At 58.9% G+C, this 14,571-nt stretch carries 18 protein-coding genes; 6 read left to right on the forward strand and 12 right to left on the reverse strand.

Annotated features, from left to right (window positions below):
- Positions 1–7 precede the first annotated feature (7 nt).
- The 10 genes from GOW60_RS05190 to secG all read right to left on the reverse strand — a co-directional run bounded on the left by GOW60_RS05190 (position 8) and on the right by secG (position 7,478).
- Positions 8–757: a transporter substrate-binding domain-containing protein gene (locus GOW60_RS05190; protein ID WP_171170557.1), complete on the reverse strand. Its 750-nt coding sequence runs from the start codon at positions 755–757 to the stop codon at positions 8–10.
- Positions 758–790: 33 nt separating this feature from the next.
- Positions 791–1,567, reverse strand: coding sequence for an ABC transporter ATP-binding protein (locus tag GOW60_RS05195; protein WP_152457567.1), 777 nt, complete (start codon positions 1,565–1,567; stop codon positions 791–793).
- Positions 1,568–1,676: 109 nt separating this feature from the next.
- Positions 1,677–2,435 carry a phosphate/phosphite/phosphonate ABC transporter substrate-binding protein gene (locus GOW60_RS05200; protein WP_217355489.1) on the reverse strand — a complete coding sequence of 253 codons (759 nt, stop codon included), beginning with the start codon at positions 2,433–2,435 and terminating at the stop codon, positions 1,677–1,679.
- Between the two features lie 5 nt (positions 2,436–2,440).
- The gene (locus tag GOW60_RS05205) at positions 2,441–2,878 is read right to left on the reverse strand and encodes a TerB family tellurite resistance protein (protein WP_152457569.1); all 438 of its coding nucleotides are present in this window, start codon (positions 2,876–2,878) and stop codon (positions 2,441–2,443) included.
- Positions 2,879–2,898: 20 nt separating this feature from the next.
- The gene (locus tag GOW60_RS05210; RefSeq protein ID WP_152457570.1) at positions 2,899–3,348 is read right to left on the reverse strand and encodes a TerB family tellurite resistance protein; all 450 of its coding nucleotides are present in this window, start codon (positions 3,346–3,348) and stop codon (positions 2,899–2,901) included.
- A gap of 42 nt (positions 3,349–3,390) precedes the next feature.
- The gene (locus GOW60_RS05215; protein ID WP_152457571.1) at positions 3,391–3,684 is read right to left on the reverse strand and encodes a DUF1330 domain-containing protein; all 294 of its coding nucleotides are present in this window, start codon (positions 3,682–3,684) and stop codon (positions 3,391–3,393) included.
- 75 nt (positions 3,685–3,759) lie between these two features.
- Positions 3,760–4,536, reverse strand: a complete 777-nt coding sequence (locus GOW60_RS05220; protein WP_171228481.1) for an isocitrate lyase/phosphoenolpyruvate mutase family protein — start codon at positions 4,534–4,536, stop codon at positions 3,760–3,762.
- A gap of 167 nt (positions 4,537–4,703) precedes the next feature.
- Complete coding sequence (locus GOW60_RS05225) at positions 4,704–5,186, reverse strand: bacterioferritin (RefSeq protein WP_152457573.1); 483 nt, start codon at positions 5,184–5,186, stop codon at positions 4,704–4,706.
- Between the two features lie 122 nt (positions 5,187–5,308).
- Positions 5,309–6,952, reverse strand: a complete 1,644-nt coding sequence (locus GOW60_RS05230; protein WP_152457574.1) for a CTP synthase — start codon at positions 6,950–6,952, stop codon at positions 5,309–5,311.
- A gap of 160 nt (positions 6,953–7,112) precedes the next feature.
- On the reverse strand, positions 7,113–7,478 hold the full coding sequence (gene secG / locus GOW60_RS05235) for a preprotein translocase subunit SecG (RefSeq protein ID WP_171228482.1): 366 nt from the start codon (positions 7,476–7,478) through the stop codon (positions 7,113–7,115).
- A 151-nt stretch (positions 7,479–7,629) separates the two neighbouring features.
- Here secG and nthA point away from each other — a divergent pair, with 151 nt between their 5' ends.
- From nthA to GOW60_RS05260, 5 genes are all read left to right on the forward strand, one after another.
- Positions 7,630–8,244, forward strand: a complete 615-nt coding sequence (gene nthA / locus GOW60_RS05240) for a nitrile hydratase subunit alpha (protein WP_171228483.1) — start codon at positions 7,630–7,632, stop codon at positions 8,242–8,244.
- On the forward strand, positions 8,241–8,918 hold the full coding sequence (gene nthB, locus GOW60_RS05245) for a nitrile hydratase subunit beta (protein ID WP_171228484.1): 678 nt from the start codon (positions 8,241–8,243) through the stop codon (positions 8,916–8,918). Before nthA ends, nthB begins: the two co-directional genes overlap by 4 nt.
- Positions 8,915–9,244, forward strand: a complete 330-nt coding sequence (locus GOW60_RS05250; RefSeq protein ID WP_171228485.1) for a nitrile hydratase accessory protein — start codon at positions 8,915–8,917, stop codon at positions 9,242–9,244. The genes nthB and GOW60_RS05250 overlap by 4 nt, the downstream gene beginning before the upstream one ends.
- A 224-nt stretch (positions 9,245–9,468) precedes the next feature.
- Positions 9,469–10,764, forward strand: coding sequence for an adenylosuccinate synthase (locus GOW60_RS05255; protein ID WP_171228486.1), 1,296 nt, complete (start codon positions 9,469–9,471; stop codon positions 10,762–10,764).
- On the forward strand, positions 10,764–11,000 hold the full coding sequence (locus GOW60_RS05260) for a DUF2842 domain-containing protein (RefSeq protein ID WP_171228487.1): 237 nt from the start codon (positions 10,764–10,766) through the stop codon (positions 10,998–11,000). The genes GOW60_RS05255 and GOW60_RS05260 overlap by 1 nt, the downstream gene beginning before the upstream one ends.
- Before the next feature lie 149 nt (positions 11,001–11,149).
- Here GOW60_RS05260 and GOW60_RS05265 read toward each other — a convergent pair whose 3' ends face one another.
- Positions 11,150–12,850: a hypothetical protein gene (locus tag GOW60_RS05265; RefSeq protein WP_171228488.1), complete on the reverse strand. Its 1,701-nt coding sequence runs from the start codon at positions 12,848–12,850 to the stop codon at positions 11,150–11,152.
- 123 nt (positions 12,851–12,973) lie between these two features.
- Between GOW60_RS05265 and GOW60_RS05270 the strand changes: the two genes are divergently transcribed.
- On the forward strand, positions 12,974–13,681 hold the full coding sequence (locus GOW60_RS05270) for a thiamine diphosphokinase (protein WP_171228489.1): 708 nt from the start codon (positions 12,974–12,976) through the stop codon (positions 13,679–13,681).
- Here the strand turns inward: GOW60_RS05270 and GOW60_RS05275 are convergent.
- Positions 13,626–14,540, reverse strand: coding sequence for a DMT family transporter (locus GOW60_RS05275; protein ID WP_171228490.1), 915 nt, complete (start codon positions 14,538–14,540; stop codon positions 13,626–13,628). The genes GOW60_RS05270 and GOW60_RS05275 overlap by 56 nt on opposite strands.
- Positions 14,541–14,571: the final 31 nt, after the last annotated feature.

A 14,571-nucleotide genomic window follows, 5' to 3' on the forward strand; every position in this document is an offset into this window, starting at 1 on the left:
ATACGGATTAGTTTGTAACGACCGAACCGTCAGCGTTGTAGGTCGGAACGCCTTCGCCGAACCACTTGATGATCAGTTCGTTCAACGAACCGTCCGCTTTCATCGAGGTGATCGCCTCGTCGAACTTTCCGCGCAGTTCGCCATCCGATTCACGGATGCCCAGCCCGATGCCACCGCCCAGCGGAACGTCATCACCCACGAAAACCAGCTCTCCGGCGGATTCTTCGACGATCGGCACCAGGAAGTCCTTGTCGGCAAACACGGCATCGGCTTCACCGTTTCGCACGGCTGCGATGGTTTCTTCCGGAGTTGCAAACTCGACCAGAGTCGCGCCCGACTCGGCTACGTGGCCTGCCTGAATGGTGGCGGTCTGTGCGGCAACGACGCCGGTGGTAACATCAACATCCGCAGACGCACCGACATAGGCCGAAGCCGCAGGCGGGAAATAGTTCTGGGTGAAGTCGATGACTTCGTCACGTTCGTCGGTGATCGACATGCCCGCGATGATGGTGTCGTAGTTGCCCGAGACCAGGTTTGGAATGATCGAATCCCAGTCGTTCTTGACCCATTCACATTCCAGGTTTGCGCGCTTGCACAGTTCGTCGCCGACTTCACGCTCGAAGCCGTCGATTTCGCCCGCATCATTGATGAAGTTGTACGGAGGGTAGGCGCCCTCGGTCCCCATGCGGACGGTGTCGGCCATGGCGATACCGGCGGTCAGCGCCAGTGCGGCAGTAGACAGAATCAGATTTTTCATTGGTTGCTCCCCAGTTTGGTTCTGTTTTTGAAGTTAAGCCGCCTGAGTGGCGGAGAGAAAACCCCGAAGCCGTTCGGATTCAGGAGATGTGAAGATATCTTCGGGCGTGCCTTCTTCCTCGATCAGGCCCTGGTGCAGGAACACCACGTGGCTTGAAATGTCGGCGGCCATTTTCATGTCATGCGTCACGATGATCATGGTACGCCCTTCGGCGGCCAAGTCCTTGATCACCTTGATCACTTCCTGTTCCAGTTCAGGGTCCAAAGCCGAAGTCGGTTCATCAAACAGCAGGGCTTCGGGTTCCATGCACAGGCCGCGGGCGATGGCGGCGCGCTGTTGCTGCCCGCCGGACAATTGCGCCGGATAGGCGTCGCATTTGTCGCCGATGCCAACCTTGTCCAGATACTTGCGCGCGCTCTCTTCCACCTCGGCCCTGTCGCGCCCCAGAACGGTCACGGGGGCTTCCATCACATTTTGCAGGATGGTCATATGCGCCCAAAGATTGAACTGTTGAAACACCATCGACAGGTTGGTGCGTATGCGCAGAACCTGTTTGGAGTCGGCGGGGCGGCGCCCGTGGCTTTCCCCGGACCATTTCACAGGCTCACCCTTGAAAAGGATTTCTCCTTGCTGGCTGTCTTCCAGAAGATTGCAGCATCGCAGAAGCGTCGACTTGCCGGACCCGGACGACCCAATCAGTGATACCACGTCACCGCGATGTGCCGTGATATCGACCCCCTTCAACACTTCAAGATTTCCGAAGCTTTTGTGAAGGTCTTTGATTTCGATGACGGGTGCAGTTTCTGTCACGGGCAGTCCAGTGGTTGGTGGTGTTGGTCCGGTACTAGGACCGAAAAAAAAGGTCAATGCAATGTGCAAATGACAGAATCAAGCGGAGAAACACCCAAATTGGCCAAAATCAGTCGACAAATTGGGCAGTCGTTGATTCGCCATCTTTGGGGGGCGCCGGAGTGGGGACAGCCAAGTAGTGCGCCGCGGGAATATCGATCAACCCGCGAATATGCAGCAATCGTTGATCGTCGCCGCAAAGCTGGTCAATCGCGGCCCGAACAGCGCCTGCAATGACCTGCGGATTCCGACCCATCGACGTGATGTAGGGAAGGGTCGGAGTCGGAGTCGTTCTTGCCAGTTCGCGCAGTTTGGTTCCCAAATTGCTATGTTGTTGCAGCATCAGCCACGTCAGCATGTCCAGCGCGGCAAAATCCGCTTTGCCATCTGCGACGGCTTGGGCAGACAGCGCATGCCCGCCGGTTTCCAACAGTCCGGCGGGGTGCAGGTTTGCCTGGGTCATATGTGTGATCGGGGCTGCCCAGCCGGATTGGGACAAGCCCTCATTATACGCGAAAACCCCTGTGCTCAGCCCCGCCAGATCCCGATCGTCGTCATGCCGCGCCACAAAGACAGAGCAATAGTATCCGGGGGGACATCCGGGCAGGTCATAGTCCGGGGTGCCAACCAGTTGCACGTGACCATGCAATCGGGTTCGAAACGGCATGCCACAGGTTTGTGCCAGAATCAGTTTTGGGTCCCGCCAGACCGTCCACACGTCTTTGTCGCGGGTAAGGTGTTCCGGGCCTGATCCAAGTTGGGCGCGAATCAGGTTCCAGAACCTGTCATTGGCGGCTTGCAGGGCAGGCATGTCATACATGCCCAGCATGGCAATCACGATTTTGCAGCCTTTTGCCGTGCCAAAGCGGAATCCACGTCACTCACGCCCAGAAGACTGACCACCAGACGCAGCAGCGAATCTTCCTCGCTTGTACGGTGCCCATCGGCCAACGCCACGGACCACAGCGCCTGAACGACCGCAAGACGATCTTCGTAGGCAACCGCCTCTTTGATGGCTCGGGTAAAGCGGACGGTGTCCGGGGCCTCGGCCTCAAGATCTTCTGCGCGGGCACGCAGGGCGGCGCATTCGAACGGGGACAGGCCATAGCGTTGCGCCGAAATTCGGTCGATACGGGCCATTTCGGTATCGGAATAGTCATTGTCGGACCGTGCCAGACGCACCAGCAGGGCCGTCAGGGCCAGGCGGGCGTCATCGTCGACAAGAGGATCGGGCTGAGGCTGCGTGAGCCTGGAAAGAAATTCACTGAACATGCGTTAGATATAGCGAGCGACTAACTCACATCCAAGCGGCTTTGAACGCGTTCACGCGCAGCCTTGCTGTCGTTAAAGCTCAACCCCATGGCAACGCGGGCTTCCTCGACGATTTTCACCTCGCCTTCGTCGGTGTTTCCATCTGCCAGAACAACTTCCCACAGCGCATCCAGAGCGGCCAGGCGTTCCTTCAGATCCGTGGTCTCACGGATCAGCTTGCCGAAGGTATCGGTATCCGGCGCTGCCGCGTGAAGCTTTTCGCATGTGGCGCGCACCTTGGCTGCTTCGATCGCGTTGTGCTGGTAAAGACGGGCCAGGATTTTGTCGATCAGGCGGATCTCTTCCAGCTTGTAGTCCCGATCAGCCTGCGCCACGCGCACCATGAGCGCACCCAGAGCAAGTTCGGCATCCGGGTCCGGAAGATGTTCATGCTGGGGCGGTCTGAGCGCCTGAAGGAACTTTTTCAACATGGCAAAAGATTATTCCATATTTTGTGGTGCGCCAAGCGTAGTCTACCCGTCATAGCCTTGAATGATCACAAGATCGCCCATCGATACCGGGGCGCGCAGTGCTTTGGCTTTCTGGTATGCTTCGCTTTCGTAACAGGCAAGCGCATCCTCATAGCTGGGAAATTCGATCACAACGGTCCGGGCGCGCGCTGCGCCTTCCTTAACTTCGCGCTTTCCTCCGCGCGTCAGAAAGCGCGCACCATAAGCTGCAAAGGGCTCCGCATTTGCAGCAATGTAGGTCTTGTACGTGTCCATGTCGTCCACATCGACATGTGCAACCCAATAGCCTTTCATCAGGCTTGCCTCCTGTTCGGTTTCAAAAGCAGGGTGATGAGAAGTGACGGCAATTGCAATCCCACAACTTCAGGGTGATCAGTTGCGGTAGTGAATAGCGGCGTGCGCCTGATCTGTTAACCACTTGATCATATGGCGATAAGGAACCGGACCATAGCTGACGCGCGCAACCCCCAGTTCAGCCAGACGCGGTGTGCCGGGGGTGCCGGGCAGGGCGATGATATTGACCGGTAGGTTCGTACGCTCGCACAGATGGCCGATCATCGACTCGTCTTTCAGCCCCGGAGCAAAAAAACCACTGGCGCCCGCTGCCTCATAGGCCGAAGCACGGGCAATGGCGTCGTTCAGCATGGCCTCATCATGTGTTTCTGCCGGGGCTTTCAGGAAAATGTCGGTTCTTGCGTTGACATAGGCAGGTATGCCCGCGTCTTCGCAGGCCGCGCGCATGGCTTCGACGCGTTTGGCCTGAACCGCTGTATCGTACAGCCCGTCGCCGCCGATGATCTGATCTTCGAAGTTGAAACCTACCACGCCGCAATCCAGCGCACGCTTGACGTTTTGCGCAATGCCCTGTGGATCTTCGGCATATGCCCCTTCGAAATCCAGTGTCACCGGAAGATCAACCGCTGCAACGATGCGGCGCGCATTGTCCAATGCGGCCTCAAGCGGGATGTTCTGACCGTCGCCAAAACCCTGTGCCATGGCAACAGGTGCACTGCCGGTTGCAATGGCTTGCGCGCCTGCATCCCGCACCGCGCCGGCACTGCCAGCATCCCAGATGTTGAACAGAATGACGGGGTCGCCCTTTTTGTGAAGGCTGGTAAAGGTCTTCGCGCGTTGGGATTGATCGCTCATCGGGGCTCTCCTGTCGTGGTGTGATCAACAGTTAACCCCATGAGGGCAGACCGAGTAGAGGTTTTTTGCTCGGCAGCGTCACATTGAAGTGACGGAAGCCGCATGGCCCGGTCCATGGCAAGATGGTCCGGGCCATGCTGGTGCATGGGCAAGCGGCGGTGCGTGCCTCAGGCTTCTTCTGCCGCGCCGGATACGAATTTTGCGCTGAAATTGGCCTCACCCAAACGCTTCAACAGGTTCAGCTGAGTGTCCAGCCAGTCCTTATGGCCTTCTTCTTCCAGCAAGATGCGTTCGAACAGGGTCCTTGACCCGACATCGCCGACCTCGGCGGCCTGCAACGCGGCCTTGGTATAGAAGTCGACCGCCTCGGTTTCATCCTTCAGGTCCGCGGCAAACATGTCTTCCAGAGACCCCGCGGCGACTGGGCTTTTCTGAAACGCAAGCTCGGGCACGCCGCCAAGGAACAGGATACGCTCGATGAACGCGTCGGAGTGACCCAATTCTTCCTGCATTTCAGCGCGCATTTTTTCGGCAAGGATGTCCAGCCCCCAGTCCTCCAGCACATGGGCATGCAGCTGGTACTGGTGCGCCGCCGTCAGCTCCATATGAAGCGCTTGCTGGAGGTTGGTAATCGTTGTTGCGTTGCTCATCGGAAATCTCCTGAAACTCTGAACTGCATTGAGCCTGCGAAGCAGAAATTCTGCTTGCACATACAGTTAAGAGATCAGCCCGCACAAAACAACGCGGGGTGACAGTCCGACACAGCCCAGGGTCAGACCAGGCGCGAGGTGTCTTTCGCAGCGCGCACGAAATCGCGGAACAGAGGATGCGGGTCGAACGGTTTGGACTTCAGTTCCGGGTGATACTGCACGCCGATGAACCACGGGTGATCCGACCATTCCACGATCTCCGGCAGGCGTCCGTCCGGCGACATGCCCGAGAAATTGAGCCCGGCTTTTTCAAGCTGCTCACGGTACTTGATATCCACTTCATAGCGGTGACGGTGGCGCTCTTCGATCTGTGTGCCGCCATAAACTTCAGCGACTTTCGATCCCTCTGCCAGCACCGCATTGTAAGCACCCAGACGCATGGTGCCGCCCTTGTCGTCTCCGACCTTGCGTTCGACCTTGTGATTGCCCTGCACCCATTCCTTCAGATGGTACACGACAGGTTCAAAACGTTTCTTCCCGGCTTCGTGGTCGAATTCTTCCGAACCGGCTTCCTTGATGCCAGCCGCATTTCGGGCAGCCTCGATCACGGCCATCTGCATCCCAAGGCAGATGCCCAAATAGGGGACTTTGTGCTCGCGCGCATATTGCGCGGCCTTGATTTTGCCCTCTGTGCCGCGTTCGCCAAAGCCTCCGGGGACGAGGATCGCGTGGAAACCTTCAAGATAGGGTGCGACGTCTTCGTTGTCGAACACCTCGGCGTCAACCCATTCGACCTTGACCTTGACCCGGTTGGCCATGCCGCCATGGGTCAGCGCCTCGGCAATCGATTTATAGGCGTCTTCAAGCTGCGTATACTTGCCTACGATGGCGACCTTCACTTCACCCTCGGCGTTGTGGATGCGGTCGCTGACGTCTTCCCATTTTGCCAGATCAGGTTTGGGCGCAGGGCTGATCTGGAACGCGTCCAGAACGGCCTGATCCAGACCTTCGCGGTGATAGGCCAGCGGCGCGTCATAGATGGTGCTCAGGTCCTGCGCTGCGATCACACTGTCGGGGCGCACGTTGCAGAACAGGGCCAGTTTCTCGCGCTCTTTGGTCGGGATCGGCCCTTCCGAGCGGCAAACCAGAATATCGGGCGCCAGACCGATCGAGCGCAGTTCCTTCACCGAGTGCTGAGTCGGTTTGGTTTTCAGCTCGCCCGAGGCCTTGATGTAAGGCAGCAGCGTCAGGTGCATGAAAATGCACTGCCCGCGCGGCTTGTCCTGACTGAACTGGCGGATCGCCTCGAAAAACGGCAGACCCTCAATATCGCCCACGGTGCCACCGATTTCGCACAGCATGAAATCAACCTCATCCTCGCCGATGGCGATGAAATCCTTGATCTCGTTGGTGACGTGCGGGATCACCTGAATGGTCTTGCCCAGATAATCTCCGCGGCGTTCCTTTTCGAGCACGTTGGAATAGATCCGCCCCGAACTGACCGAGTCGGTCTTGCGCGCGGCCACGCCGGTGAACCGTTCGTAATGGCCCAGGTCCAGATCGGTTTCGGCCCCATCATCGGTGACGAACACTTCGCCGTGCTCAAACGGCGACATCGTCCCCGGATCCACGTTCAGATAGGGGTCCAGCTTGCGCAGCCGTACCGAGTATCCCCGGGCCTGCAACAAGGCGCCCAACGCCGCCGAAGCCAGTCCTTTGCCCAAGGACGAAACCACACCACCAGTGATGAATATAAAACGCGCCATAGTTTTTCGGCTGCTCCCGTGAGACGTCATTATCAGCTGCCCGACGGTTTCGAAAAACCGCTGCATCACGGGACTTCACGTATAAAGGATTCGCGCCAAAAGCGCAAGAGAACCGCAAGATGCTGTTGCAGTCCTCTTCCATGTTTCTAGGTTTTGTAGGTCAGTCGGCCTGCGGGATCAGCGGCGCGTTGTCGCCCTGTGCGGGCGGCAGAAGGTCATCCGCCGACGGAATTGCCGGAGTATTTTCTTCGCTTGAAGCCGGAGCCGGCACGCCCAAACGGTCGATCACCGAACTGCCCGAAGATTTCTGCGCTGCCAGAATCGTCAGCGTGATCGAGGTCACGATGAAGCAAGCGGCAAGGATCCAGGTCAGTTTGCCCAAAGCCGTCGCTGCTGCACGGCCTGTCATGGCTCCGCCACCACCGCCACCCATGCCAAGGCCACCGCCTTCGGACCGCTGCATCAGAACAACGGCAATCAAGCCTAGGGCCAAGAGAAGGTGGATGATGAGAACGACGTTTTCCATGGTGTTCCTGTACAGCGTGGCGTGTATCGCGTGGTATCTATGCAAGTTTGCCAGCGGGGGCAAGTCACGAGTTCGCATCACCGCACGTGATATGTCATATCACGTCAAAGGGACTGGACAGAACGCCGATGCGTGACGCAGGCTGCGGCCCATGCCTCATGACGACCACGACCACCCGCACGCCCTTTTGCCGCCCGAACCCGCGCTGCGCGTCAAAGCGCTGGAAACGATTCTGACCCGCAAGGGCCTGATCGACCCGGCGGCTCTGGACAAAATCATAGACACCTATCAGAACAAGATTGGCCCGCAGAATGGCGCGCGGGTGGTTGCCAAAGCCTGGAGCGACCCAACTTTCAAGGCCGCTCTGCTGGAAGACGCCACCTCGATGGTCGCGGATCTTGGTTATTATGGTCGCCAGGGTGAGCACATGGTTGTTGTCGAGAACACGCCAACCCGGCACAACATGGTCGTCTGCACCTTGTGCAGCTGCTATCCTTGGCCGTTGTTGGGTATCCCGCCGGGCTGGTACAAATCTGATGCCTACCGTGCCCGAGCGGTGCGTGAACCCCGCAAGGTACTGGCCGAATTCGGCCTCACCCTGCCTGAAGACACTTCGGTGCGGGTCTGGGATTCGACGGCCGAGGTTCGCTATCTCGTTCTGCCGATGCGTCCTGATGGAACTGATGGGATGAGTGAGGAGGCGCTTGCCGCACTTGTGACACGTGACAGCATGATCGGCACGGGCCTGCCGAAGGCCCCTTCATGACCCGCGTTCACGATATGGGCGGCCGCTTTGGAGATGGTCCGATAAATCCCGAGGCCGAGGACGCGCCGGTTTTCGCCGAAGACTGGCACGCGCGGGCGCTTGCGGTGACACTTGCATCCGGCTTTCTGGGGCAGTGGAATATCGACGTATCCCGCCACGCAAGGGAACAGTTGTTGCCGAAGGACTACGCCCGGTTTTCATACTACGAGAAATGGATTTCGGGCCTGGCTGACCTGTTGGTTGAACGCGGCGTTCTTTCTCTGGATGACCTGCGCAGCGGCGTAGAGGATGGGCCGCATCCGTTGGCAGAACGGATGCTCAAGGCGGACGCCGTGTCAGCCGCCCTGGCCAAAGGTGGACCAGCGGACAGACCTTCGAACGTGGCGGTGCAGTTTTCTGTCGATCAACAGGTGGTCACGACCCGTCCGGCGGGAAATCGCATTGTGGATGGCGGGCACACACGCCTGCCGAATTATGCGTCCGGTGCCAGGGGTCGAATACTGCGCCTGCACGGGACCCATGTCCTGCCCGATTCCAATGCTCATGGGCTGGGCGAAGCGCCCGAACCGATCTATGCCGTGGTCTTCCCCGCTTCGGAACTTTGGACCAGCCCGGAGCATCCGGATGACGAAGTGGTTCTGGATCTCTGGCAAAGCTATCTGGAACCGGCATGAGCGGCTGCAATGAACATTCAGTCCCAGAACCGGTGTTTGCCGAACCCTGGCACGCTCAGGTCTTTGCCGTCACCGTTGCCCTGAACGAGGCGGGGCGGTTCGATTGGTCCGATTGGGCGGCACGGTTCTCGGGCACGTTGAAACGCCACGGGCTCGCGCGAGAGCTGGACGGCGGCGACGACTATTTCCGTGCATGGCTGGAAACGCTCGAGGGGTTGCTGGCCGAGCAAGGCGTCGCGCCGCCACAGGAGGTAAAAGGGCTACATGAGTCTTGGGAAGAGGCTTATCTGACGACACCTCATGGGCAACCGGTGCATCTGCGTTGATGCCGGGCAGGGGGCTCTGCCCCCGCCGCTCGTTCCGTGCGGCTCCCCCGGGATATTTTCAGCCAGATGAAGCAGGGGATCCGCTTTTCATCTGGCCATAAATATCCCCGCCGGAGGCATCGCGCGTTCGCGCGATTTTCATCTGCGGCGAAATATCGGTTTCCCTGCCGTTTGCGCCCCGCTATATGAGCCGGGTTTGATAACTCAGCGCAAAAGGACCGGATATGGCCAACGTGGTTGTTGTCGGCGCCCAGTGGGGTGACGAAGGAAAAGGCAAGATCGTCGACTGGCTCAGCGAACGGGCGGACGTGATCGCGCGTTTTCAGGGCGGGCATAATGCCGGACATACGCTGGTGATTGATGGCGAAGTTTACAAGCTGCACGCTCTGCCGTCCGGTGTCGTGCGCGGCGGTAAGCTGAGCGTCATCGGCAACGGCGTGGTGTTGGACCCCTGGCATCTGGTCAAGGAAATCGCGACCATCCAGGCACAAGGTGTGGAAATCACCCCCGATACGCTGATGATTGCCGAGAACACCCCATTGATCCTGCCGATCCACGGCGAGTTGGATCGTGCGCGCGAACAGGCGGCCAGCAAGGGAACCAAGATCGGCACCACAGGTCGTGGGATTGGGCCGGCCTATGAAGACAAGGTCGGGCGCCGTTCCGTTCGCGTCGCGGATCTGGCGGATGAGGCCACGCTCGAGGCTCGGGTAGACCGTGCTTTGCAGCACCACGATCCGCTGCGCAAGGGTCTGGGAATCGAGCCGGTCGACCGCGACGCTCTGATCGCCCAATTGAAAGAGATCGCGCAAGAGATTCTGCCGTTTGCCGCGCCTGTGTGGAAAGTGCTGAACGAAAAACGCAAAGCGGGTAAACGCATCCTGTTCGAAGGGGCGCAAGGCGCTCTGCTGGACATCGATTTCGGCACCTATCCATTCGTGACCTCGTCCAACGTGATCGCAGGTCAGGCCGCGACCGGGGTGGGGATTGGACCGGGATCGATCGACTTTGTGCTGGGGATTGTCAAAGCCTACACCACCCGTGTCGGCGAAGGCCCATTCCCGACGGAGCTTGAGGATGCGGATGGTCAGCGCCTTGGGGAACGCGGGCATGAGTTCGGAACAACGACAGGTCGAAAGCGCCGCTGTGGCTGGTTCGATGCGTGCCTGGTCCGTCAGACCTGCGCGACCAGTGGCGTGAACGGTATCTCGTTGACAAAACTGGACGTTCTGGATGGGTTTGAAACCCTGAAGATCTGCGTGGGCTATGATCTGGACGGCGAACGCTTGGACTATCTGCCAACCGCTGCTGATCAGCAGGCGCGCTGCACCCCGATCTACGAAGAAATGCCGGGCTGGAGCGAAACCACCGAAGGCGCGCGCAGCTGGGCCGATTTGCCCGCCAACGCAATCAAGTATGTCCGCCGGGTCGAAGAGCTGATCGAATGCCCTGTGGCCCTTTTGTCCACCAGCCCGGAGCGGGACGACACCATTCTGGTGACCGACCCGTTTGCAGATTGATGAACAAAGAGCAGAAAACAGGTCTGAGCTATAAGGCGCGCCGGCGTTGGTCGTTGGTTATTCTCGTGATCGGCCTGCCACTTTACATTGTGGCGGTGGTGACGGTTCTGAACTGGCTGGAGCGCCCCCCGATTTGGGTGGAACTTCTGGTTTATATCGTTCTTGGCATTCTGTGGGCCCTGCCGTTCAAGTTCGTTTTTCGCGGCGTTGGCAAAGAGGACCCGGATCAATCCTGAGCCGGGCCATTGCTCGGACCAAGGCGGCTGGTCGGGCCCGGCACAATGGGCAACGCAGAGTCGTGTTTAACAAAGGGCGTTTGTCTCTGGGCGCGCCATAGCAAAAGGGCCGGGGTTCACCCGGCCCTTCTTGTCAATTGGCGCGGCAGTCAGCCTACTGCGCGCTCATCATCAGGACGGAAGCCGATCAGGTCAGAGGCCGCAAAACGGCCGCCACCGGCTTTTTCGATCTTTCCATCGCGCAGCAGCTGTCCGAAGGAACGCAGGCTTTCTTCGCGGTTGAACTCATCCTGCTTCAAAGAACGAACCTTGTTCATCAGTTGCGGGCGCGAGAATTGTTGCTGTCCTTCGATGAAAGACAGGTAGGCCGCGGCCGCTTCAAGCAGGTCCTGAAGCGACTGTGCACCCTGATCCTGTGCGAATTGCGCAAACCCGCCTTCTTCCGACCCGGTTTCTTCCGCCTGGGTGGTCACGCGGCGCGGCATCACGGGGCCATTGGATTCGCTTTGATCGTCCACGCGCTGCTCAGCAACCAGCTTCAACGGAGCCGGAGCATCTGCCTCCGGGCGTATGCTGGTCACGTTCACTTCGGGGCGGCGCGGGCTGACCGCTGACGCAAGATCAACGCGATACTCATCAACAGGCGAGGTTTTCGGGGCCGGTTGGTCATCACGGTCGGCCTCGGTCGCGGCAACGGCGGTGCGAAGGTGCGAATAGGTTTCTCGCGCGTCGCTGCTGGAGGGATCCTCCATATGTTCACCGGTTTTGGCCATCAGTCGCGAGATATCCTGATCAGGATCGGCGTCATCCGTCAGTTTTTGGCCTGAACGGCCTGCCATGTCTTTTTCGATTTCGGAAATCTCGGACAGCAGCTGAATTTCGTCCTCTTCCGACAATACTCCTTGCGCCTGATCGTCTTGCGGCTCGTCATCTGCTTCATCTTCGGATTCGATCGCCACGTCTTCGACGTTGAGGATGTTTGGAACATCTTCTTCGTCGATTTCCTCGTCGGTATCCTCTTCCAGATCCGAGAACAGGGGCTCAGCAGGAAGCTGCGCGTCGTCCGTTGCGACCTCGATTTCTTCATCCCGCAGGTGGTCGGGGGTCAGCTGCACCTGCTGTTCGGAATCGTTCTCGATATTCGGCGCGGCGGATTCGAAGGCCTGGTTTTCCGATACTGCCGGCGCGTCGTCTTGTACGTCTTCGGCGTCAAGCGCTTGCAGATCCTCGATTTCTGCGGCCTCGGGCTCAGTAGGTTCAGCAAAGTCATCCGCATTGAGAGCACCTGCTTCGAACGCGGCGGCCACGGCGTCCACCGGGGGGGCGGTGTTGGCCAGCAGCGAAGATTCCTCGTCTTCGGAATAGGCAGTGGGGGGGACGTCCGAATGGGAAACAACGGCCCGGATGCGTTGCAGTTTTGCGGCAATGCTGTCGGCCGGCGGAGATGTGGTGGCGTCGACGGCCTCCGCGTCCGTGAACGCGGTCTGCCCCGGGCTTGCTTGCGCATATCCGGGAGGGGGGGTGGTCATGGCATCTGCATCTTGCGCGTGCGGGACCGGTGCGTCAGACGCGACCGGTGCCGGGGCTTCGGTGTTTGGAGCGGCACGCAGCAGAAGCCCGGATTCGTTTTGGCTGGCTTCGACGCGTTGCGATGCGTCGCGGCGTGCGATACGGGTCAGCATTTCGGCGTCTGGTTGTGGAGGCTCTGAGCCGAAGTAACGATCATCTGCAGCAAGATCGCGGAAATATTCGGCAATGGCTTTCATCGTTTCAAAGGAATCGTCGAATCCTTCCAAAGTGCAGGAGAAGGTTCCATATGAAACGGTCAATACCTTGTTATTCTGTACCATCAGACGCACGTCCTTTACAAACTACGAGAGCCCACTTACCCGGAATCGGGAGCACACGAAGGCTCTGAACTTTATGTATGAACCTATCATTTTGTGGTCTTAATGTGTCCAAATCCGGGAAAAATGGCCAATCTTTGGAAAAATGAACCAATTGTACGCTCTGCCGATCCAATCGGGTTGTTTGGGGGTGGTTTTGTTGGTTCCGAGGACCTGAATTTGGTGCTGAACCGCGTCACTTCTGTCGTTGCAGCTGATGGTGGAGCGGCAGTTCTGACAGAATCAGGCCGGATTCCGGATGCGGTCATCGGGGACTTCGATTCGCTGGACAAAGCAACGAAAGCCAATATCCCGTCTGACCGGCTTTTTGCCATTCGTGAACAGGACAGCACCGATTTCGACAAGGCCTTGCGCAATGTGCAGGCTCCACTGGTTTTGGGGGCCGGTTTTCTGGGCGGACGGCTTGATCATCAGCTTGCCGTTCTGAACGTGCTGGTCAGGCGTCAGGAACAGGCCTGCATTCTGCTGGGCGCGCATGAGGTGGTGTTTCATGCGCCCCGCCAAATCCGGCTGCCGGTTTTGCCGGGGGATGTGGTGTCGCTGTTTCCAATGCGCCCTGTGACGGGGCGCAGCACCGGGCTGGAATGGCCCATTGACGGCCTGCGGTTGCAACCGGACGGGCAGGTGGGCACCTCCAATCGCGCGCTGTCGGATGTTGAATTGCAGATGGATGGGCCGGGCCTGTTGGTGATGGTTCCCCGCGCCGCACTCGATCCGCTTATGCAGGTGTTTCTGTCGGGGCAGAGCGAGCGGTGGCCCGTTCGCGAAGAATAACGTACAAACCGGCGGCGACGGTGATCATGATCCCAACCGCCGCCAGCCCGTCCGGTAGGTCGCTGAAGATTGCCCAGCCAATCAGGGTCGCCACCGGGATTTCCAGATATTGCATCGGCGCCAGCGTGGCCGAAGGTGCATAGCGCAGTGACCATGTCATCAGCAGATGCGCGACAGTTCCCAAAACTCCTATCGCGATCAGCAGCCAAAACATGTCGGGGGCGGGCAAGGCGGCGGGCAGGTTCCAGATACCAAGCGATGTTCCGATCACAAGGACAGGAACCAGCCCCACAGTTGCCATGACACCAGACACCGCCTGCAAGGAAATCGGATCAGTTTCCTTGGCGATTTGCCGCGTGACCAGCATGAACAGGGCAAAGACCACGGCAACGATCAACGGCAGCAGGGCAGGTAAGCCCACCTCGGCAAAGCTGGGTTGTATGACCAGAAGGGTGCCGATGAAACCGACGATGCAGGCCACCAGACGCCGCGCGCCGACCTCTTCGCCCAGAACGTATCTGCCCAGCAGCAACATGATGAACGGCATGACAAAGGCAATGGCGACGGCGTCAGCCAGGGGCAGGAACTGCAACGCACTGAACATCGCGGTTATGCCGATGATGTGCAGCAGCGTTCGGATGACTGTCAGGCGCAGGATACGCCCGTGCATCCGCCAGGGCCGGCCGGTCATCATCACCAGCGGGATGAGAATCAGCGCTTGCACCGCGAACCGGGCTGCAACCAGAAAACCCAACGGTGTCGTTTCACCCAACAGCTTTGCCATCGCATCCCCCAAGGGTGCAAGCACGCAAAAACCGAGCATCAAAAAGATGCCAAAGACGGGACGATCCTGAGTCATGCGCGCGACGCTATCTGCTTCGCGGCGCAGT

Source organism: Ruegeria sp. HKCCA4008, assembly GCF_013033125.1.
GTDB lineage: Bacteria > Pseudomonadota > Alphaproteobacteria > Rhodobacterales > Rhodobacteraceae > Ruegeria.

Coding starts and splice junctions, on each gene's coding strand:
- GOW60_RS05190 (WP_171170557.1), bottom strand. CDS start 757: ATGAAAAATCTGATTCTGTCTACTGCCGCACTGGCGCTGACCGCCGGT.
- GOW60_RS05200 (WP_217355489.1), bottom strand. CDS start 2,435: ATGCTGGGCATGTATGACATGCCTGCCCTGCAAGCCGCCAATGACAGG.
- GOW60_RS05205 (WP_152457569.1), bottom strand. CDS start 2,878: ATGTTCAGTGAATTTCTTTCCAGGCTCACGCAGCCTCAGCCCGATCCT.
- GOW60_RS05210 (WP_152457570.1), bottom strand. CDS start 3,348: ATGTTGAAAAAGTTCCTTCAGGCGCTCAGACCGCCCCAGCATGAACAT.
- GOW60_RS05220 (WP_171228481.1), bottom strand. CDS start 4,536: ATGAGCGATCAATCCCAACGCGCGAAGACCTTTACCAGCCTTCACAAA.
- GOW60_RS05225 (WP_152457573.1), bottom strand. CDS start 5,186: ATGAGCAACGCAACAACGATTACCAACCTCCAGCAAGCGCTTCATATG.
- GOW60_RS05230 (WP_152457574.1), bottom strand. CDS start 6,952: ATGGCGCGTTTTATATTCATCACTGGTGGTGTGGTTTCGTCCTTGGGC.
- secG (WP_171228482.1), bottom strand. CDS start 7,478: ATGGAAAACGTCGTTCTCATCATCCACCTTCTCTTGGCCCTAGGCTTG.
- nthA (WP_171228483.1), top strand. CDS start 7,630: ATGCCTCATGACGACCACGACCACCCGCACGCCCTTTTGCCGCCCGAA.
- nthB (WP_171228484.1), top strand. CDS start 8,241: ATGACCCGCGTTCACGATATGGGCGGCCGCTTTGGAGATGGTCCGATA.
- GOW60_RS05250 (WP_171228485.1), top strand. CDS start 8,915: ATGAGCGGCTGCAATGAACATTCAGTCCCAGAACCGGTGTTTGCCGAA.
- GOW60_RS05255 (WP_171228486.1), top strand. CDS start 9,469: ATGGCCAACGTGGTTGTTGTCGGCGCCCAGTGGGGTGACGAAGGAAAA.
- GOW60_RS05260 (WP_171228487.1), top strand. CDS start 10,764: ATGAACAAAGAGCAGAAAACAGGTCTGAGCTATAAGGCGCGCCGGCGT.
- GOW60_RS05265 (WP_171228488.1), bottom strand. CDS start 12,850: ATGGTACAGAATAACAAGGTATTGACCGTTTCATATGGAACCTTCTCC.
- GOW60_RS05270 (WP_171228489.1), top strand. CDS start 12,974: ATGGCCAATCTTTGGAAAAATGAACCAATTGTACGCTCTGCCGATCCA.
- GOW60_RS05275 (WP_171228490.1), bottom strand. CDS start 14,540: ATGACTCAGGATCGTCCCGTCTTTGGCATCTTTTTGATGCTCGGTTTT.